Origin of the sequence: Xylanibacter caecicola (genome assembly GCF_013166515.1) — a bacterium.
GTDB lineage: Bacteria > Bacteroidota > Bacteroidia > Bacteroidales > Bacteroidaceae > Prevotella > Prevotella caecicola.
Map to the genome: position 1 here is coordinate 1 of NZ_JABKKJ010000003.1, position 17813 is coordinate 17813.

At 49.6% G+C, this 17813-nt stretch carries 13 protein-coding genes, 1 tRNA gene and 1 rRNA gene; 10 read left to right on the plus strand and 5 right to left on the minus strand.

Features of this window, described 5'->3' with window-relative positions:
• The 7 genes from rrf to HPS54_RS02820 form a co-directional block, all read left to right on the plus strand.
• Positions 1-77: ribosomal RNA gene (gene rrf / locus HPS54_RS13055) — 5S ribosomal RNA — on the plus strand; the annotation flags it as partial.
• Between the two features lie 527 nt (positions 78-604).
• Positions 605-3061, plus strand: coding sequence for an ATP-binding protein (locus tag HPS54_RS02795; RefSeq protein WP_172343960.1), 2457 nt, complete (start codon positions 605-607; stop codon positions 3059-3061).
• A gap of 311 nt (positions 3062-3372) precedes the next feature.
• Positions 3373-4710, plus strand: coding sequence for a sigma-54-dependent transcriptional regulator (locus tag HPS54_RS02800; protein WP_172343961.1), 1338 nt, complete (start codon positions 3373-3375; stop codon positions 4708-4710).
• A gap of 224 nt (positions 4711-4934) precedes the next feature.
• Positions 4935-5147, plus strand: coding sequence for a hypothetical protein (locus tag HPS54_RS02805; RefSeq protein WP_172343962.1), 213 nt, complete (start codon positions 4935-4937; stop codon positions 5145-5147).
• Positions 5148-5221: 74 nt separating this feature from the next.
• Positions 5222-5434, plus strand: coding sequence for a hypothetical protein (locus HPS54_RS02810; RefSeq protein WP_172343962.1), 213 nt, complete (start codon positions 5222-5224; stop codon positions 5432-5434).
• A 167-nt stretch (positions 5435-5601) separates the two neighbouring features.
• Entirely contained in the window at positions 5602-7410 is a 1809-nt protein-coding gene (locus HPS54_RS02815; protein ID WP_172343963.1) for a MutS-related protein, read from the plus strand.
• Between the two features lie 54 nt (positions 7411-7464).
• Positions 7465-8640, plus strand: coding sequence for a sensor histidine kinase (locus tag HPS54_RS02820; protein WP_172343964.1), 1176 nt, complete (start codon positions 7465-7467; stop codon positions 8638-8640).
• 146 nt (positions 8641-8786) lie between these two features.
• On the opposite strand, the gene HPS54_RS02825 is transcribed toward HPS54_RS02820, so the two are convergent.
• The 5 genes from HPS54_RS02825 to HPS54_RS02845 all read right to left on the minus strand — a co-directional run bounded on the left by HPS54_RS02825 (position 8787) and on the right by HPS54_RS02845 (position 15098).
• Complete coding sequence (locus HPS54_RS02825) at positions 8787-9401, minus strand: superoxide dismutase (RefSeq protein WP_172344104.1); 615 nt, start codon at positions 9399-9401, stop codon at positions 8787-8789.
• A 645-nt stretch (positions 9402-10046) separates the two neighbouring features.
• Complete coding sequence (locus tag HPS54_RS02830) at positions 10047-10850, minus strand: CPBP family intramembrane glutamic endopeptidase (protein WP_172343965.1); 804 nt, start codon at positions 10848-10850, stop codon at positions 10047-10049.
• 12 nt (positions 10851-10862) lie between these two features.
• Positions 10863-11792 (minus strand): riboflavin biosynthesis protein RibF, encoded by a 930-nt coding sequence (gene ribF, locus HPS54_RS02835; protein WP_172343966.1) that lies wholly within the window; start codon positions 11790-11792, stop codon positions 10863-10865.
• Positions 11793-11814: 22 nt separating this feature from the next.
• Positions 11815-12420: an HAD family hydrolase gene (locus tag HPS54_RS02840; RefSeq protein ID WP_172343967.1), complete on the minus strand. Its 606-nt coding sequence runs from the start codon at positions 12418-12420 to the stop codon at positions 11815-11817.
• A gap of 41 nt (positions 12421-12461) precedes the next feature.
• A complete protein-coding gene (locus HPS54_RS02845) occupies positions 12462-15098 on the minus strand; it encodes a calcium-translocating P-type ATPase, PMCA-type (protein ID WP_172343968.1) in 2637 nt (878 codons plus the stop codon).
• A gap of 414 nt (positions 15099-15512) precedes the next feature.
• Here HPS54_RS02845 and HPS54_RS02850 point away from each other — a divergent pair.
• The 3 genes from HPS54_RS02850 (at position 15513) to HPS54_RS02860 (ending at position 17696) form a co-directional block, all read left to right on the plus strand.
• Positions 15513-15586, plus strand: a tRNA-Ile gene (locus HPS54_RS02850).
• Between the two features lie 345 nt (positions 15587-15931).
• A complete protein-coding gene (locus HPS54_RS02855) occupies positions 15932-16756 on the plus strand; it encodes a transketolase (RefSeq protein ID WP_172343969.1) in 825 nt (274 codons plus the stop codon).
• 13 nt (positions 16757-16769) lie between these two features.
• Positions 16770-17696: a transketolase family protein gene (locus HPS54_RS02860; protein ID WP_172343970.1), complete on the plus strand. Its 927-nt coding sequence runs from the start codon at positions 16770-16772 to the stop codon at positions 17694-17696.
• The last annotated feature ends 117 nt before the right edge of the window (positions 17697-17813 follow it).

Below are 17813 nucleotides of genomic sequence, written 5' to 3' on the forward strand. Positions count from 1 at the left end.
ATTCCGAACAGAGCAGTTAAGCCCGCCCGCGCCGATGGTACTGCAATGCAATGCGGGAGAGTAGGTAGCCGCCTTCTTTGATTTCCGTCCCGGACACTTCCACGGCAGGAGGTTTCCGGGACGGATTCTTTTTTGGGTATATGTATCTGTACACTGGGATACTGAAAAGACATGTATTGTATTCATGTCCGTACTTCTATTCTCTTCTTTCTTATAACTTTTATCTTTCTTTTCGGTCTCTGTTTCTTTCCAAAAGTACTGTTTTTCTGCATATTTCTTATTCTCCTTTTTGCTCATTTTAAGGAATTTCAAAGGCAAGGATAATATTTGGGGGCTTCATCCGGCTGCCAAACAACGAGTCATGGCTTTCTATCGTATTCTTCACGGTGGATGGAGGGTAAGTTCTCTGTATCTTTATGTTATGTTCTTTATAAGTTCCTTGGTGTTTTTTTGTATGTCTCTCGGACTTTGCGCCAAATGCTTTTAGAATGTCTTTCTTGTCATAAATAAATGTAAAAATCGACGAGTTATACGGTATTGATGATTGCGGAACATGTATCATTATTTATATTTGCACTAATATTATCCCGTTGCAAATATCATTATGATGAAGAGATTCAGTGTGTCCGTTAAAGTCGCTGTAGGCTATGCGCTTGTTCTTTGTATTCTATGTGCGGCTTCTTTCTTCATTTACCGTTATGTACGCTCTGCCATACGTTTGTCTGATGTGGAGCGGTATGTTTCACTTCGGTCCGAGGTTACCAATCATTTTATGTTCGGTGTGCTTGAGGTTGAACATCTTGAAAAGATGATTCTTATGGGAAATGACAGTGTCATGAATGATTACGAACGGGCATTGAGATCTGCCAAGTCAACCGCCGACAGTCTCAAACTTCTTGTCAGCGACTCGCGGCAGAAAGCCCGTACCGACTCACTTAAGACTCTTCTCGACGAGAAATATATGAATACGATACAGCTTCTCCGTCTTATGGATTCCAGAAATATTAAGGATCTCTATGAGGAAAAGCTCGAGATGTTGCGCAGTGGAGAAGATTCGGTGGTTATACATCATAGTACAGAAAATGTAAACAGGGAGAAGAAGACCACATACGTTGTAGAGAAGACGAGCCGCAAGTTTATCAATCGTCTCGCTGATGCTTTCCGTCGTCCCAAGTCCGACACTACAGCCGTGCTTACGCATACCGATGTCACGACTGGCGATACCGTAAACCGGACGCTCAACGTTGGTGACACCGTTGCCCATGTCCTTTCCGATATACAGCGCAAGAATGATGTCCGTCGCACCGTACGTCGGAACCGTTATAACGAGAAGGGGCAGGAACTGCGCCGTGCCGGTGCCGAACTTGCAGGGCGCATGCGTCTTTTGCTCGACAATATCAATAAAGCCGAACAGCAATGGCTCATTAATACATCAGTCTCTGATGCAGCCCGTCGTTCCGATGTGATACTAAGCGTCAGTGTGCTTGCTGCCTTGGCGGTACTGCTGGCGGTCGCATTCCTTTTTTTCATCCTGCGCGACATCCGTCGTGGCAACCGTTATAAAGAGCATCTTGAACAAGCACGTACACGTGCGGAGAACCTTCTTGAGCAACGTGAGCGTCTGCTTCTCACAATAACACACGACATAAAGTCGCCCGTGGCATCTATTTCGGGATTTGTGGAGATGCTCAAGGCATATATACACGGTGGCAAACCGGCGGAATATATTTCAAGCATCCGCAGTTCGGCGGCACATCTGTTGCAGCTCGTGGGGGCTTTGCATGACTATCATGCCCTTGAGAACCGGCGTATTACCGTTACCCCCGTGACGTTCTCTCCGTTCCGCCTGTTGAGTGACTGTACGGACAGTTTTCGTCCCCGTGCAGTTGCCAAAGGTCTTGCCTTGCACTATAGCTATCGGTCTGAGCCGTCATTGCTTTTCTGTGCCGACGCCTTCCGCATACGCCAGATTGCCGAAAATCTTATTGGAAATGCCATAAAATATACATCCGAGGGCAGTGTGGAGATAACGGCGGAGGTGACAGACAATATGCTGAAGTTCTCGGTTGCCGATACCGGCATGGGTATGACTGAGGATGAAAGCCGCCGTGTTTTCGATGCCTTTACGCGTCTTCCCGGTGCCCAAGGTATAGAAGGTGTCGGCTTGGGATTGTCAATCACGCGCGAACTTACCGACCTTCTTGGAGGTTCCGTCCGTTTGAGTTCTGTCCGTGGCAGCGGTACGACGTTCTTTGTGGAATTGCCCCTTTCGCCTCCATGTGAGGCATCTTCCGACAACGAACCGGCAGAGAGTGAAGCACCTGTTGCCGGCAGCACAAAAGAACTGCACATTCTTGTCATAGACGATGATGCCATGCAGCTCCGACTCATCGGCGATATGATAGCGTCTGTAGGCGGAGGACAATGGCACGCGACTCTCTGCAGTCGTATAGAAGACATGTTTGCCCACTTGCGCGAGAATTCATATGATATAGTTTTCACCGATATAGAGATGCCCGCCATGAACGGTTTCGAGATTATAAAGCGAATAGGAAATCCCTCCATGCCGGTTGTAGCCATGACGGCACACGATGCCCTTGCCCTTTCTCACTTTGAGGAAGCAGGCTTTGCTTCGTGCCTTTTCAAACCCTTCACGACCGTTCATCTTTCCAAGGTCATCACCCGAATAACCGGTGCCGTTCCGTCCGCCGGCGATGCGTCCGTTCCGTCCGCCGTTTCGTCACCCTTTTCAGCCCTTACAGCTTTTGCCGCCGGAGACCCCGATGCCGAGCGCGAAATTCTTTGCCGTTTCCGCGAAGACACGGCAGAGCACATCTCGATGTTTCGTCGTGCTGTCGAAAATTCCGATTTCTCGGACATTCCGGCTCTTGCCCATAAACTTATTCCGGTCTTTACGATGATACAGTCGCCAGCTGTACCGTTGCTCCGTCGCCTCGCAGATGTGCGCCATGAGCCTTCTATGCCGTCGGATATGGACGGAATGTGTCGTCTTGTGCTGTCAGAACTGGAACATACCGCTGCGCTGCTCGATGATGTTTAGACACCGGTTGATACACGTTTTTCCGTTATCAGACTTGTTATATTTCACATGTCCGATAATCCTTTATTTTACTTTTTTGTAACCGTTTGAAAATCAAGATGATACCTTTTGTCTTTTAAAAGGCACCCTTTTAGAGCCTGAAAGACGACATATTGGAAGTTGAAAGACCGCCTTTTAGAAAGCAGAATACCGTTTCCTGTAAAATGCCATGTTTACAACCAGATGTTAAGTAACCCAAAAAAAGATAAAATGTCAGTGCCTGTGGTTTTCAAAAGGATTACCTTTGCAACAATATATATTTATGTACCGACATGAAAAATGCACGTATACTCTTGGTTGAAGACGACCTTACGTTTGCCACCATGTTGCAGACGTTTCTCGGCAAGAAGGGATTTAGTGTTGACAGAACCGGCGATGTGGCGCATGCCATGAAGATGATGCAGGGCGGCAATGGTTTCGATCTTGTGCTGTCAGATCTTCGTCTGCCGGGTCGTGACGGTCTGGAACTGCTCCGATGGATGCGCGATAACGGGTTTGACATACCGTTTATAGTGATGACCAACTATGCCGAGGTTCAAAATGCCGTGCTGGCAATGAAGTCAGGAGCAAGCGACTATATATCAAAGCCCGTGCAGCCCGACATATTGTTGCAGAAGATCGGCGATGCCATTGCGTCAGCTCCGGCGTCGGTTCCGGTCTGTTCAAAGCCCGTGCAGCCTTCCCGTCCCGGACTGCAGTATATGGAAGGCACGAGCGATGCCGCCTCACGCCTCTACGACCATGTTTCTCTCGTGGCGCCGACAATGATGTCCGTACTTATTCTTGGCGCCAGTGGAACGGGAAAGGAACATGTGGCACGACTTATCCATGAGCGCAGCAAGCGTGCTGCACGTCCGTTTGTGGCAATAGACTGCGGCTCGGTTTCGAGAGAAGTGTCGGCATCCGAATTTTTCGGATATGTCAAGGGAGCATTCACCGGCGCTGTCGAGGACAAGAAAGGAGCTTTTGTCGAAGCAGACGGGGGTACGCTGTTTCTCGACGAGGTCGGAAACCTCGGCTATGAGGTACAGGTGCAGTTGTTGCGTGCCATTCAGGAACATAGGGTCCGTCCGGTCGGCACCACGAAGGAGACCGATGTGGACATACGCCTTGTGTGTGCGACCAATGAAAATCTTGCCGAAGCCGTGGTGCGGGGTGATTTCCGCGAGGATCTGTACCATCGCATAAGCGAATTTACAATATACATGCCCGAGTTGAAAGACCGCGGCAAGGATCTTTTTCTCTTTGCCGATTATTTTCTTAAGCAGGCAAATGCCGAATTGGAGCGCGACATCCTCGGTTTTGACGCCAAGGCTGCCGAGATGATGGCACGTCACACATGGCCCGGCAATTTGCGCGAGCTTAAAAACGTGGTCCGCCGTGCGGCACTTCTCGCGGGCGGACGATACATCTGCCCAGAAGACCTGCGACAGTCCATCCGTCCGGTAGAGCCGGAAATCCGTCCGTTGCACAGCGAGTCAACGGAGATAGAACAGATAAAAGCCGCCCTTCGTGCCACCGGAGGCAATAAGACCAGGACTGCACAGCTGCTCGGCATAGACCGCAAGACTCTTTACAACAAACTTGCCCGTTTCGGCATGGATATATGACGTAAAGTCCACAAGCAAGTCGTATAAGTTTCCACATACGTTCCACAACATTCTGTGGAATAATTCCACACCCGTTCCACACTTTCCACACATGGCGTGAAAGTGTGTTTTTTATTATCTTCTTTATAATCAGATGCTTACGAAAAAAACTTGTTTTTTGGCACGCCTATTGTCTTTATTTAGGTGAGACAACATTATTACTAATCATTAAAGGAGAAAGAATTATGAAGAAGTTTTCAGTATTTGCAGTAGCGTTTTTGACATTGGTATCGGTAAGCGGTGTATTCGCAAACAGTTCGAACGGCACTTCAAACAGCAGCCTTAACGACTCTATAGCAGTAGACACGACAATAGTACAAAGCGACGAAGACAAGACGTCAGAGCCTGCTCCGGCAGAACCTGCTCAGGAAGTTGCCCCCGCAGACACGGTTAAATAATTGCGGAACGGTAGTTTAAAATAACATTTCTTATTATTACAGAATTTCATTAATCATTAGAAGGAGAAAGAATTATGAAGAAGTTTTCAGTATTTGCAGTAGCGTTTTTGACATTGGTATCGGTAAGCGGTGTATTCGCAAACAGTTCAAACGGCACTTCAAACAGCAGCCTTAACGACTCTATAGCAGTAGACACGACAATAGTACAAAGTGACGAAGACAAGACTTCAGAGCCTGCTCCGGCGGAACCTGCTCAGGAAGTTGCCCCGGCGGATACTGTCAAATAAATCAGTATAATTGCTCATAAACATCCGGAACGGCGTGGCGGGATTTCATTCTTGTCTGCCGTTTCTTTTTTATTGTCATTCTGTTACGTTTTTTTTAAATCACCGTGAGAGATATATAATGATAAATTCGTATATTTGTCACTTATATAAGAATACTCAAACGTTTTATGATATACGGTCTATATAAGGAGAAAATAAGGTCTCTAAGAAGCACGGAAGAAGGGCTTCGACGTGTCAGTCGCAGATATGTATATGCCAAACTCGTTTTGTTCGCCTTCGCATCGTGGCAGGTTTATTGCGCCGTCACAGCTTCTTTCGTCTTGGCATGGTGGCTTGCTGCCGCGGGCTTTGCCCTTTATATTGCCGTTTGCGTGCTCGACCACCGTTGTCGTGAACGTATCGACAGGTTGGAGCGGATGATTAAGGTCTGCGACGGAGAACTGTCTTATCTTAATGGCGATTTCACCCCCTTTGCCGACGGGGCGGAGTATGTGAACGCCGATCATGAGTATTCTTACGACCTCGACATCTTTGGCGCAGGCTCGCTTTTCAACCGTCTCAACCACACGGTCACACGTCCGGGTGCCGACAGGCTTGCCACCATGCTCTCTCGTCCGGGCGAAGACAGGGATTATATATTGGAACGGCAGGAAGCAATAGCCGAACTTAAGGACATGACGGACTGGCGCATCCGTTTTCTTTCAAATCTTCCGGTAGGAGAAAAGGGCTTTCCCGTAAACCGGGAGACGGACTACGGTTTTGTCCGGCGCATGGTCATAGATACTCCGTTGCCATATTTCACAACGGCGCTTGCCGCCGTTTCATTTGTGCTTGGTGTGGCGGGAGTGTTGCCGTTTGCGGTCTTTTTCATGGTTTTTACAGTCCAGTTGTGTCTTGCCGGATGTCTGTCCGGACTTATGAAGAAAAAGGTTATGGGCGTGGAACGTCTTTATGCCGGGTGCCGGAAATATGTTTCCATATTGGACGACATACACGATGCCCCTTTCCGTTCATCTTTCCTTACGCGCGTTAAGGCAGACCTTTTTGACGGTGAGAGCAACAGCATGGAGGCGTTCCGTCGTCTTTCGGGAATACTGAAGATGTTCGACTGGCGCAATAACGTTGTCATTTACATTCTCTTCAACGGCATTATGCTCTTCGATGCCATGCTCGTCCGCCGTTTCAGGGCATGGAGCGGAAGATATGCCGGATACATGGAGCGTTGGGTGAATGCCGTTGCCGAGACCGATGCCCTTGTCAGTCTTGCCACATACGCTTTCAACAGTCCCGACAATGTGCCTGCAGAGATATTGCCTGCGGACAGCGACCTGCTTTTGGAAGCCTCCGGAGTGTATCATCCTTTCTTGTCTCATGACAAGGCGGTGACGAACGATTTCACTCTTAAGAAAAACAATGTGGCAATCATAACAGGTGCCAATATGGCTGGAAAGAGCACCTTTCTGCGCACGCTCGGTGTGGCATACGTCCTTGCCTGCAACGGTGTTCCCGTTTGTGCCCGCTCGTTCCGTTTCTCCATAGTGTCGCTTTTTTCCGGCATGCGCACATCCGACGACCTTACGCGCGACATTTCTTATTTCAAGGCAGAGATACTGCGGCTCCGCCGGCTGGTACGCCATGTAAAGGCTCACTCGTTCACTTTCATCATCCTCGACGAAATACTGAAAGGCACCAACTCGCAGGACAAGCTCAGCGGATCGGCGTTTTTCCTCCGCGAAATAGCCCGCTATCCCGTCTCCGCTGTGATTGCCACCCACGACATTGGGCTTTCCGCCCTTGAAACCGAACAGCCCGACGTGTACCGCAACTATTGTTTCGAGATTGAGCGGGGCGCGGACATCAGGTACACATACAAGCTGCACCGTGGCGTGGTGCGCAATCTCAACGCTTCATACCTGCTTTCCCTGATGATGCACGAAGAGTGCGGCACACCTCTTCCCGACAGTCAGGAGCATTGACACGTGCATCCTTGCCCGTGCAATATTATTCTCATAAGGGCGTTTTTATAGTATATGCAGTGGACAGACAGAATACGTCAGGTTAAAATACTCCTTGTCATGGCAGCCGTAATCATAGCCGTGGCATCTCTCGTCGTGTCGGATATCCTTGTAAAGGACCTCGCAGAGGAAGAGCACGGCAAGATGGAGGTGTGGGCGGAGGCGATGCGTTCGCTTAGCATGGCAGACGAGACGGCAGACCTTAACCTTGTGCTTAAGGTGATAAACGAGAACAATACCATTCCCGTAATTGTCCTCGACTCCAACGGAAATGTACAGACCTACCGCAATATAGACATTGATGCGAAGACCGAGGCAGACAGTATGGCATTTGTCTCGTCGATGGGTCGTCGGCTATACAATGGTGGTCGTCATATAAGTATAGCCATTGGCGACACGTCACAGGCAGAACATATCAGTGTGTGTTATGACGACTCGGTGATGCTAAAGCGCCTTTCCACCTATCCGTATGTGCAGCTCGGTGTTGTTCTTCTGTTCGTTGTTGTGGCAATTTTTGCCCTTCTGACGTCAAAGAAAGCCGAGCAGAACAAGGTGTGGGTGGGTCTGTCAAAGGAAACGGCGCACCAGCTTGGCACTCCGATATCCAGTCTTATGGCATGGATAGAAATCCTAAAAGAAACCTATCCTGATGATACATTGGTTCAGGATATGGGCAAGGACGTGCGTCGTCTGCAGCTCATAGCCGAGCGTTTTTCAAAGATAGGTTCTCAACCGGAGGTCGTTCCCGTCAGTCTCAACGTGGTGTTGGAACACGTGGTGGAATATATGGACCGCCGTACATCGTCACGCGTAAAGATGATATGCAACTGTCCGTCCCATGATGTGGTGGTTAACATCAACGCATCGCTTTTTGAGTGGGTGGTCGAAAATCTCTGCAAAAACGCCGTGGACGCCATGGAGGGCAGCGGAACCATAACGTTGACCATGTTTGAAGAGGGCGGCGGTGCCGTCGTAGAGGTGGCGGATACGGGCAAGGGAATAAGAAAAAAGGATATAAGAAACGTTTTCAGACCCGGTTTCACAACAAAGAAAAGAGGGTGGGGGCTTGGTCTCTCGCTCGCCAAACGCATTGTGGAGGAATACCATAAAGGGCATATATACGTGAAAAGCTCGGAAGTTGGCTTGGGAACGACGTTTAGAATAGAGGTGGGGAAATTAAGAGTAAGCTAATTAAGAATTAAGAGTTAAGAATTAAGAAAATATGCCTTGGGCGGGAATACCAATTGGTCTAATTGGTCTAATTAGCCTAATAAGACTAATATCCAACAAGGCATATTTTCTTAATTCTTAACTCTTAATTCTTAAATTCCACGTTCTTAATTACCATGCTCCATTCTTCTTTCCACCACTTTCCAGTCGATTATCTTCCAGATATTGTCGATATGTTCGGCGCGACGGTTGCGGTAGTCAACATAGTAGGCATGTTCCCACACGTCGAAGCACATCAGCGGGCGCAGTCCGCTGCGTATAGGGTTGCCCGCATTGGACTCCTGCGTTATCACAAGTTTTCCGTCTTTATCCGCCGACAGCCACACCCAGCCCGAGCCGAATAGTGTTGTGCCCTTTTGCGTGAACTCTTTTTTGAAAGCCTCGAACGACCCGAAGTCGCGGTCTATAGCCTCGGCAATCTTTCCCGAAGGCATGTTGTCGTCGCATGGAGCGCACAGCTGCATGAAATACATGTTGTGGTTAAGCGTCTGTCCGGCGTTGTTCAGCACGCCTCCCTGCGACTTCATCACCACCTCTTCAAGCGATGCACCCTCGAGCGGAGTGCCCGTCAGGGCGTTGTTAAGGTTGGTCACGTAGGTCTGCAAGTGTTTGCCGTGGTGCAGGGAGACGGTCTCCTGCGATATTACAGGCTCCAGCGCATTTTCCGCGTAAGGGAGTTTTATCAGTTCGAACTTGCCCTCTTTGGGCATTGTCTGTGCCATGATGTCTGCCGTGCAGAAACTGTTGATTGTACAAGTCATAATGAAACATTTTAAAAGTTGATAATAGTTCAGCATATTCACGTGTGTTTATATGTTATTGCTCTTTAAAGAATGAGATGTCGGTGGTTGCCACTTTCCGTCCCTTCTGCTGCAAATATAAGTATAATGATGTTCCTTTCTGCAGTTTTAACGTATATTCATGGCATTATTCTTCATTATTAACCAAAGGACTTTTCTTGGTTAAAAGAGGTTCACGGCGATTGTGAAAAGCCTGCAACAAGGCTTAATTTTAACATTGCAGGGGTTAATTTTTTCTTTGTAAATCTTATGGGGCTTATAGGACTTATAGGTCTTATAGGATCTATAAGACGGTTCCTATGACTCTGTTTTACAACTGCCTGATAATCAAGATGATACCTTTTGACTTCTAAAAGGTGGCGTTTCAGGCTGCAAAAGGGCACCTTTTAGGGGCAGAAAGGTGCCCTTTTGCAATGCGGGAGATGTGCTCTCTGCCGGCGGATGATGATTGTCGGATTTCTTAACGCTGTGAAAAAACAACGCCCGTTGCGTTTTTAACATCTGCAACGGGCGTTAACTCTTCGTTAATTCAATTGTCAAGTGAAAGTTAAAGATATAAGTGCTGTTTCATCGTTTCATCCTCATGTTGAGTTGATACAGCGACGGCAGGAGTATGAAGAGCGAGAATATCAGGCTGAGAACAACGCGCCTGTGGTCGCCGCCAAGAAGGTCGATGAGCCACATGTCGTCCTTTCCGGGGAACAGACGCACCACGGCAAAGGCAGCCGTATTGTTCACCCAGTGGAGCAATATGCCCGGCAGTATGCTCCCCGTGCGATAGTAAATCCAGCCGAGCAGCAGTCCTATGAGGAAGGCATGCGGCATTTGTGCCGGATTGATATGCACCACGGTGAATATCAATGCAGACACCACAATGGCATACCAGTGGCGGTTGAACGTGCTGAGAAGTGTACGGAGAATAGCCCCGCGGAACACCATTTCCTCCACGATGGGTGCGAAGATGCACACCGTAAAGTATCCCAGGTCGTGTTCCATAATCATGGCGAACGTGTCTTTCATCGTGTCGGGCAGTGGCGGAAGCTGTTCCTGAAGCCATACCGACGGCACAATTGTTCCTACTGCCGCCGTTGCTGTCCAGAAGAAAACACCCCATTGTCTGCTGCGCAGATATGCCGGCGACACCACGCTCCACTTGCGCCACAGGAATACACCCAGCGTGGCGGCACTGTATACGGCAGATGCGAGTATCGTCATCGCCGCGTCTTTCGGCAGCTTGGCATTTCCGGTAAACATCAAAAGCACATCTTCAGGACTGTAACCCTCGACGGCGAGCCATACGGAAAATACCGTCCATGACAGGAAAAACTGCAGGGCGATGAATGTAAAGAGATATAACAGCGATTTTTTCATAATCCTTATTCCTTATAAATTCAGTTCCATTACTTTTCTGCGGTCGTCTTCCAGCTGTTCCTGAAGTTTCTCTGCAGAAGCAAACCTGCGTTCGCCGCGGATGCGTTTCACGAACTCCACCTCCACTTTCCTGCCGTATATGTCGCCTGAGAAACCGAAGATGTTCACCTCCAACGACACGTCTCCACCACCGAAAGTGGGGCGCGTGCCTATGTTCATCATTCCTGCAAATATGCCGGCAACGCCCTCTATGCTTACGGTTACGGCATACACGCCGTTTGCCGGTATCATCTTTCCCTCTCCGGCAACATCTATGTTTGCCGTGGGAAATCCCATTTGACGTCCCTGGTGCATGCCGTTCACCACGTGCCCGGCAATCTTATATCTGTAGCCGAGGCAGCGGGCAGCCATTTCCACCTCGCCTTCGGACAAGAATGCGCGTACCACCGATGAGCTGACATTGACCCCGTTCATCACGAACGCTTCTGCGCGGCGCACCTCCATGCTCGTTTCGGCACCGTATCTCACGTAGTCGTCGAAGCCTTCGGCACGGTTGTGCCCGAACCGGTTGTCATATCCCGTTATCAGTGTCTTCACGTTCAGCCTGTCGTGCAGTATCTTTTTCATGAACTCACGGGCAGACAGCGCTGCCGTTTCTTTTGTGAACGGCAGTACGGCACAGATGTCTATGCCCGTCTCTACCAGCAGTTCCTGCTTCTCGTACGGTGTGTTCAGCATCTGCGGCTTATATCCGTTGCCTGTCACCGTGCGCGGATGTCGGTCGAAGGTTATTGCCATCGATGCCATTCCCGTGCGTCGTGCCTCTGCTGTCACGGTGTCTGTCAGAAAGCGGTGTCCGCGGTGCACTCCGTCGAAAAAACCTATGGTGGCGACACACGGGACATCGTTTCTCGTATCTTCGTTTACGAATAATGTTTTCATTATCGTTGTTTTCCTTGTTATTTTATATTTTGTCGAGCCACTCGTCGCCACAGGTCACGTGCATGGTGCTGATACCCAGTGTGGCGGCAGCGCGACAATTGGCGGCGGAGTCGTCGATGAATAGTGTTTCTTCCGCTTTTATTCCCGCTTCGGCAAGTGTCCGGATAAATATCTCCGTGTCCGGTTTTATAAGGTGCATGCGGTACGACAGGAACACTTTCTCAAAATAGTTGTCGACGTTCATGCCGTCCATAGGGAAATATTCGTCCGCCGCTTTCTTCCAGTGTATCGGGTTGGTATTACTCAGAACGAATAGCCTGTATCTTTCTTTCAGGCTTACAAGCTTTTCGATACGCCTCTTCGGAATGCCCCCGAGCAGGCTGTTCCATGCATTGCATATTGTGTCGTTGTCTGCCGTGCATGCCGGAGCCTTGCGCCTGACCTCGTCGCAAAACTCCCCGATGCCTGTTTTTCCCGTCTCGAGATCATGGAAGAGGTCTTCCTGCCGGCACTCGTCAACGTATGCCGATATGCTTTCAGCCCCTATCTTTCGGAACGCCTCGACACACCGTTGTTTGTCAAGGTCGACAAGAACGCAGCCGAAGTCGAATATGATGTTTCGTATCATCCTTTTTTATTTTCTTTGTTTCATGGTTCGGGAGCAAATCTTCATCCCTTTGTTCCCAATCTTTTCCTTCTGCTTCTCCACCTTAATATCTCTCCTATCCACAGCACCGAAGATGTTGAAAGCACTATGACTGCCCATTCGGTTAACGACAGTGGTTCCGTGCGGAACATCTCACCGCCGAACGTGACGATGAGCCACTGACCTCCTAAGATGAGCAGCAACACGAGATTAAGCCCGTGGTCGCGGCGCAGTCCGCGCAATGCTGAAGTACAGGTGCCAAGAGTCTTGGCGTTGAAAAGGTTCCAGAACTGCAACATTACGAATGTTGTGAAGAATATGGTAAGTTCGTGCAGTTGCATTTCACGGTCGCTTTGCAGACACCATATCAGTATGGCAAACATTACGATGAAGAACAGTGAGCCGATGGTTAGTACCGTACCGAACATCTTCCGGCTGATGATGAACTCGTCGCGGCTGCGCGGTTTTTCCTTCATCACCGCCTCTTCGGGCGGAAGCGATGCAAGAGCCATTGCCGCGAAGGTGTCCATTATGATGTTCACCCACAATATCTGTGTTACGGTCAGTGGCATTTCGGTACCTATTAAAGAACCTCCCAGAACGATCAGCAGGGCTGTCACGTTGACAACAAGCTGGAAGAAGAGGAAACGCTGCAGGTTCTTGTAGAGCGAGCGTCCCCACATCACCGCGGTGACGATGCTGTTGAACGAGTCGTCGAGCAGCGTCATGTCGCTCGCCTCTTTTGCCACGCTTGTGCCGGAACCTAACGACAGACCTACATGTGCATGGTTCAGCGCCGGCGCATCGTTTGTTCCGTCTCCCGTTACGGCAACCACTTCGCCGCGTTTCTGCAATATTTCCACCAACCGCTGCTTGTCTGCCGGGCGGGCGCGGCTCATCACCTTAAGTTTTTCTACACATCGGTATGCCTCTTCATCCGTCAAGGCGGCAAACTCGGCACCGGTTATCAGACTTCCCTCATTATTGTCGTTAACGTTTATTCCTATCAGTCTTGCTATTTCGGCAGCTGTGGCAGACGTGTCTCCCGTGACTATCTTAACCTCTATTCCGGCATCGCGGCACTTGCCTACAGCCTCCGGAACATCGCGGCGTATGGGGTCGGTTATGGCTGTTACGGCGTGCAGTGACATTCCGTGAAGGCAGTCCTTTATGTCGCCTGTGTGGTCTTTCGGTATCTCGCGGCATGCAAATGCGAGTGTGCGCATAGCCTGGTTTTGCCAGGTACGGAGCTGTTTATCGACCTGTTCCTTTTCCTCTGTGTCCATGTCGCAGAAGCCTGTTACTATTTCCGGAGCGCCTTTTACGAAAAGCATCCTGCCTGCCGGTGTTTCGGCAAGCGTTGCCATATACTTGCGTTCGGTTGAGAAAGGCATTTGGGATATTATCGGACAGTCTTTTCTTATCGTCTTGTAGTCGTATCCCATGCTGTCCGTCCATATCAGCAGTGCCGTTTCCGTGGGGTTCCCTATGCCCTTGCCGTCGTCCGTTTCGGCAGTGGTGTTGACAGCCATTGCACGTGCAAGGAGATCCATTTTCTGCTTGTCGCCGTCGGTGCCACTACCGATGTGCAGTCCATTACCCCTTATTTCGGTGAGCTTCATGCGGTTTTCCGTAAGTGTGCCTGTCTTGTCCGTGCATATCACCGTTACGGCTCCCATAGTCTCGCAGGCGTGCAGCTTACGCACAAGATTGTTGTTCTTCAGCATGCGCCGCATGTTTAGAGCGAGGCTGAGCGTTACCGCCATGGGCAGTCCTTCGGGCACGGACATCACTATGAGGGTTACCGACATCATGAAATATTTCATCACCGTCTGTGCCATGCGGAAGTAGTCGGTGCCTCTCCACACGTCGTCCGTGAAGATGTCGTGACCGAGGAAGAGCACGAAAGCCGCCACCGAAAGAGCCAGTCCGAACTTGCTTATCAGGCGTGCCAGTTTCTCCAACTGTATGTTCAGCGGTGTCTTGACACTTGTTATCTCCGTGCTGCTGAGCGACAGCCTGCCTATTTCGGTTGCATCGCCCACTTTGCTCACACGGTATGTGCCGCGTCCTCCTATTACCAGTGTCCCCCTAAGCACCATGTTCGACGGATAGGCAGCCTCCTTGCTGCCGTCGCCAGGGGTGACAGACTTGTGTGCAATCGGCTCGCCTGTAAGCGATGATTCGTTGATGTCGAGGCTTACGGCTTTCACGATGATGCCGTCGGCAGGAACCTCGTCGCCTGTTTCTATAAGCACAATGTCGTCTACGACAACGTCCTTGCGCGCTATTGTCGTCACCTTGCCATCCCTTATTACTTTCACCGGGCTTTCTTCACCGAGGGCAGTGAGCACATTGAACTTCCTCGTGGCGTCTGTCTCGAAGTAAAAACCTATAGTGGTGGCGAGGAATATGGCGATGAATATGCCTATTGTCTCCATGAAGTCACCCTCAATGAATGCCAGTATCAGCGATATGGCGGCAGCGGCTATGAGTATTCTTATTATGGGGTCTTTGTATTTTTCGGCATAGAGCGACCATAACGATGCCCTCTTTACCGGTGTGATGCGGTTTTCGCCGTGTTTCATACGGCTTTGTTCCGCTTCTGCGAACGTAAGTCCTTTAAAATCGGCAGATGTGTTGTCGATGTCTTTATTCATTTCCGATATGTATATATAATAATGTTTATGATGTGGATTTTCTCCTTAAATAAGGAGTTAAGGGGAGTCAGGAGGAGGTATGCGGCTTGCGCCGCAGAAGATAAAGGGATAAATGTCTGTGCGCCTGCAACAAGGCATACGTCTTTTATCTCCCTGCTATCTCCCCATATATTTCCTCTTATCTCATTTTATCCTCTTCTTTTTCTCCCTCTTCCAAGGGCAATGCAAAGTTAATATAAAAGAGCCGAAAAAGGGCTTGACATTGTTTCTGACACCCCTATTTTAACGTATATTTTGCATAAAAACATCTTTTTTATGGTGTATTTGATGCATTTCTTGTAAAAAAATTTGGATATATCATCGAATAGATGTACCTTTGCAGCCGAAATCTTTACCACATATCACGGTAAAGCCGGGCTTATAGCTCAGTTGGTTAGAGCAACAGACTCATAATCTGGAGGTCCCAGGTTCAAGCCCTGGTTGGCCCACCGAAAGACAAAGGACACAACTTCAACGGTTGTGTCTTTTGTCTTTTTTATACACTCCTGCAACATCCTGATAATCAGAATGATATCTTTTAGATTTCAAAAGGTGCCCTTTCGGCGTCTAAAAGGTGTCCTTTCAGGCTCTTATATGCCACCTTTTAGAACCCGAAAGACCACATGTTGCGTTTTCGGGGTGCGCACATGGCGCGGTGCGACGTTTTGAACCGTTTGCCGATGGCATGTCCTAAATCTTTAAATAAAATTAATATGGCAGGTTAACACCTGCTTTTTTTGGTCTTTTTATTTAATTATTTTAAATTTGTAAGACATTATTAAACGAACGATATTATGAAAATAAACGAACTCATCAAGCAGTCTGAAATCAACCGCAGACGGCTTATCGAAGTTATCTACAATGCCAAGGCAGGACACATCGGTGGCGACCTTTCGTGCCTGAACGTGCTTACGGCTCTGTATTTTGACATTCTGAATGTAAATGCCGCGGACCCGAAAAACACAGACCGCGACCGTTTCGTGCTCAGCAAGGGACACTGTGTTGAGGCTCTTTATGTTACACTTGAGTCTAAGGGCTTCCTGAAAAAAGAGGTGCTCGACACCCTCGGACAATATGGTTCGGTGCTCTCCGGTCATCCCACGATAGAGGTGAGCGGCATAGAGGTGAACACCGGTGCGTTGGGTCATGGACTGCCCATAGGTGTGGGTATGGCGATAGCTGCCAAGATGGACGGCAAGAGTTACAAGACCGTTGTGCTGATGGGCGACGGCGAGCAGGGCGAAGGCTCCATATACGAGGCGGCGATGGCGGGAAACCAGTATCATCTGGACAACCTCGTGGCCATAATAGACCGCAACCACCTGCAGATAAGCGGCAATACGGAGAATGTGATGGGCATCGACAACATACACGACAGGTGGTCGGCTTTCGGCTGGGACGTGAAGACAATGAACGGCGACGACATGCAGAGCATCATCGACACTTTCAACAGCATAGATTATACGAACGGAAAACCCCACCTGCTGGTGTCCGAGACGACAAAGGGCAAGGGAGTGTCGTTTATGGAGAACATCGCCAAATGGCATCACGGCGTGCCCACGCAGGAGCAGTATGAGGCGGCGATGAAGGAGATAACCGAAAGAATAGACAACCTTTAAAAACACGGAAGATATGATAGCATGTAGAAAAAGTTTTACAGATACATTGTTGGAGTTGGCAAAGAAAGACAAGGACATCGTTGCCGTGACATCCGATGCGCGCGGTTCGGTGACACTGGGCGACTTTGCCGACCAGCTGCCCGACCAGTTTGTGGAGTGCGGAATAGCCGAGCAGGATGCCGTGGGTATATCTGCCGGACTGGCACACAGCGGCAAGAAAGTGTTCGTGTGCGGACCGGCGTGCTTTTATGTTGCACGCAGTCTGGAACAGGTGAAGGTTGACTTGGCATACAGCCGCAATCCGGTGAAGATATTGGGAGTCAGCGGCGGTGTGGCATACGGCGCCCTCGGTGCTACTCACCACAGTCTGCATGACATTGCTGCGCTGCGCACATTCCCCGGCATGAACGTGGTTTTGCCGTGCGACGCACGGCAGACACGCAAGCTGGTGGAGCTGCTTGTAGACTATCCCGAGCCTGTTTACGTGCGTGTAGGTCGTGCGGCGGTGCCCGAGGTATATGAGAACGACGACTTTGAGTTCCGCCTTGGCAAGGCAAACATGCTTATGGACGGTGGCGATGTTACGATAATAGCAGCCGGAGAAACCGTTTGGCACGCTCTTCAGGCCGGCAGGGAGCTTAAGGAAAAAGGCGTCGGCGCACGCGTGCTCGACATGTCGTCGGTGAAGCCGTGCGACAAGGAAGCCGTGCTTAAGGCTGCTGCCGACACGGGACGGATTGTCACTGTCGAGGAGCACAGCATGTTCGGCGGTCTCGGAGCAATGGTTACGGAGATTATTTCGGAAAATCCCGTGCCCGTGAGAATACTCGGAATACCCGACGAAGATGTCGTTCATGGCACCAACAAGGAGATTTTCGCCCACTACGGACTGGATGCCGACGGCATAGTGAAGAGCACGTTGGACTTCTTGGGAAAGTGATGTTGGGTAAAAGGAGATAAAAGAAGATATGAGAAGGTATGCGGCTTGCGCCGCAGAAGATAAATGGACAACGGCTTATGCGCCTGCAACAAGACAGATGTCTTCTATCTCCCTCTA

Excerpts from the sequence above, each read along its gene's own strand:
- HPS54_RS02795 (WP_172343960.1), top strand. The coding sequence starts at position 605 with ATGATGAAGAGATTCAGTGTGTCCGTTAAAGTCGCTGTAGGCTATGCG.
- HPS54_RS02800 (WP_172343961.1), top strand. The coding sequence starts at position 3,373 with ATGAAAAATGCACGTATACTCTTGGTTGAAGACGACCTTACGTTTGCC.
- HPS54_RS02805 (WP_172343962.1), top strand. The coding sequence starts at position 4,935 with ATGAAGAAGTTTTCAGTATTTGCAGTAGCGTTTTTGACATTGGTATCG.
- HPS54_RS02810 (WP_172343962.1), top strand. The coding sequence starts at position 5,222 with ATGAAGAAGTTTTCAGTATTTGCAGTAGCGTTTTTGACATTGGTATCG.
- HPS54_RS02815 (WP_172343963.1), top strand. The coding sequence starts at position 5,602 with ATGATATACGGTCTATATAAGGAGAAAATAAGGTCTCTAAGAAGCACG.
- HPS54_RS02820 (WP_172343964.1), top strand. The coding sequence starts at position 7,465 with ATGCAGTGGACAGACAGAATACGTCAGGTTAAAATACTCCTTGTCATG.
- HPS54_RS02825 (WP_172344104.1), bottom strand. The coding sequence starts at position 9,401 with ATGGCACAGACAATGCCCAAAGAGGGCAAGTTCGAACTGATAAAACTC.
- HPS54_RS02830 (WP_172343965.1), bottom strand. The coding sequence starts at position 10,850 with ATGAAAAAATCGCTGTTATATCTCTTTACATTCATCGCCCTGCAGTTT.
- ribF (WP_172343966.1), bottom strand. The coding sequence starts at position 11,792 with ATGAAAACATTATTCGTAAACGAAGATACGAGAAACGATGTCCCGTGT.
- HPS54_RS02840 (WP_172343967.1), bottom strand. The coding sequence starts at position 12,420 with ATGATACGAAACATCATATTCGACTTCGGCTGCGTTCTTGTCGACCTT.
- HPS54_RS02845 (WP_172343968.1), bottom strand. The coding sequence starts at position 15,098 with ATGAATAAAGACATCGACAACACATCTGCCGATTTTAAAGGACTTACG.
- HPS54_RS02855 (WP_172343969.1), top strand. The coding sequence starts at position 15,932 with ATGAAAATAAACGAACTCATCAAGCAGTCTGAAATCAACCGCAGACGG.
- HPS54_RS02860 (WP_172343970.1), top strand. The coding sequence starts at position 16,770 with ATGATAGCATGTAGAAAAAGTTTTACAGATACATTGTTGGAGTTGGCA.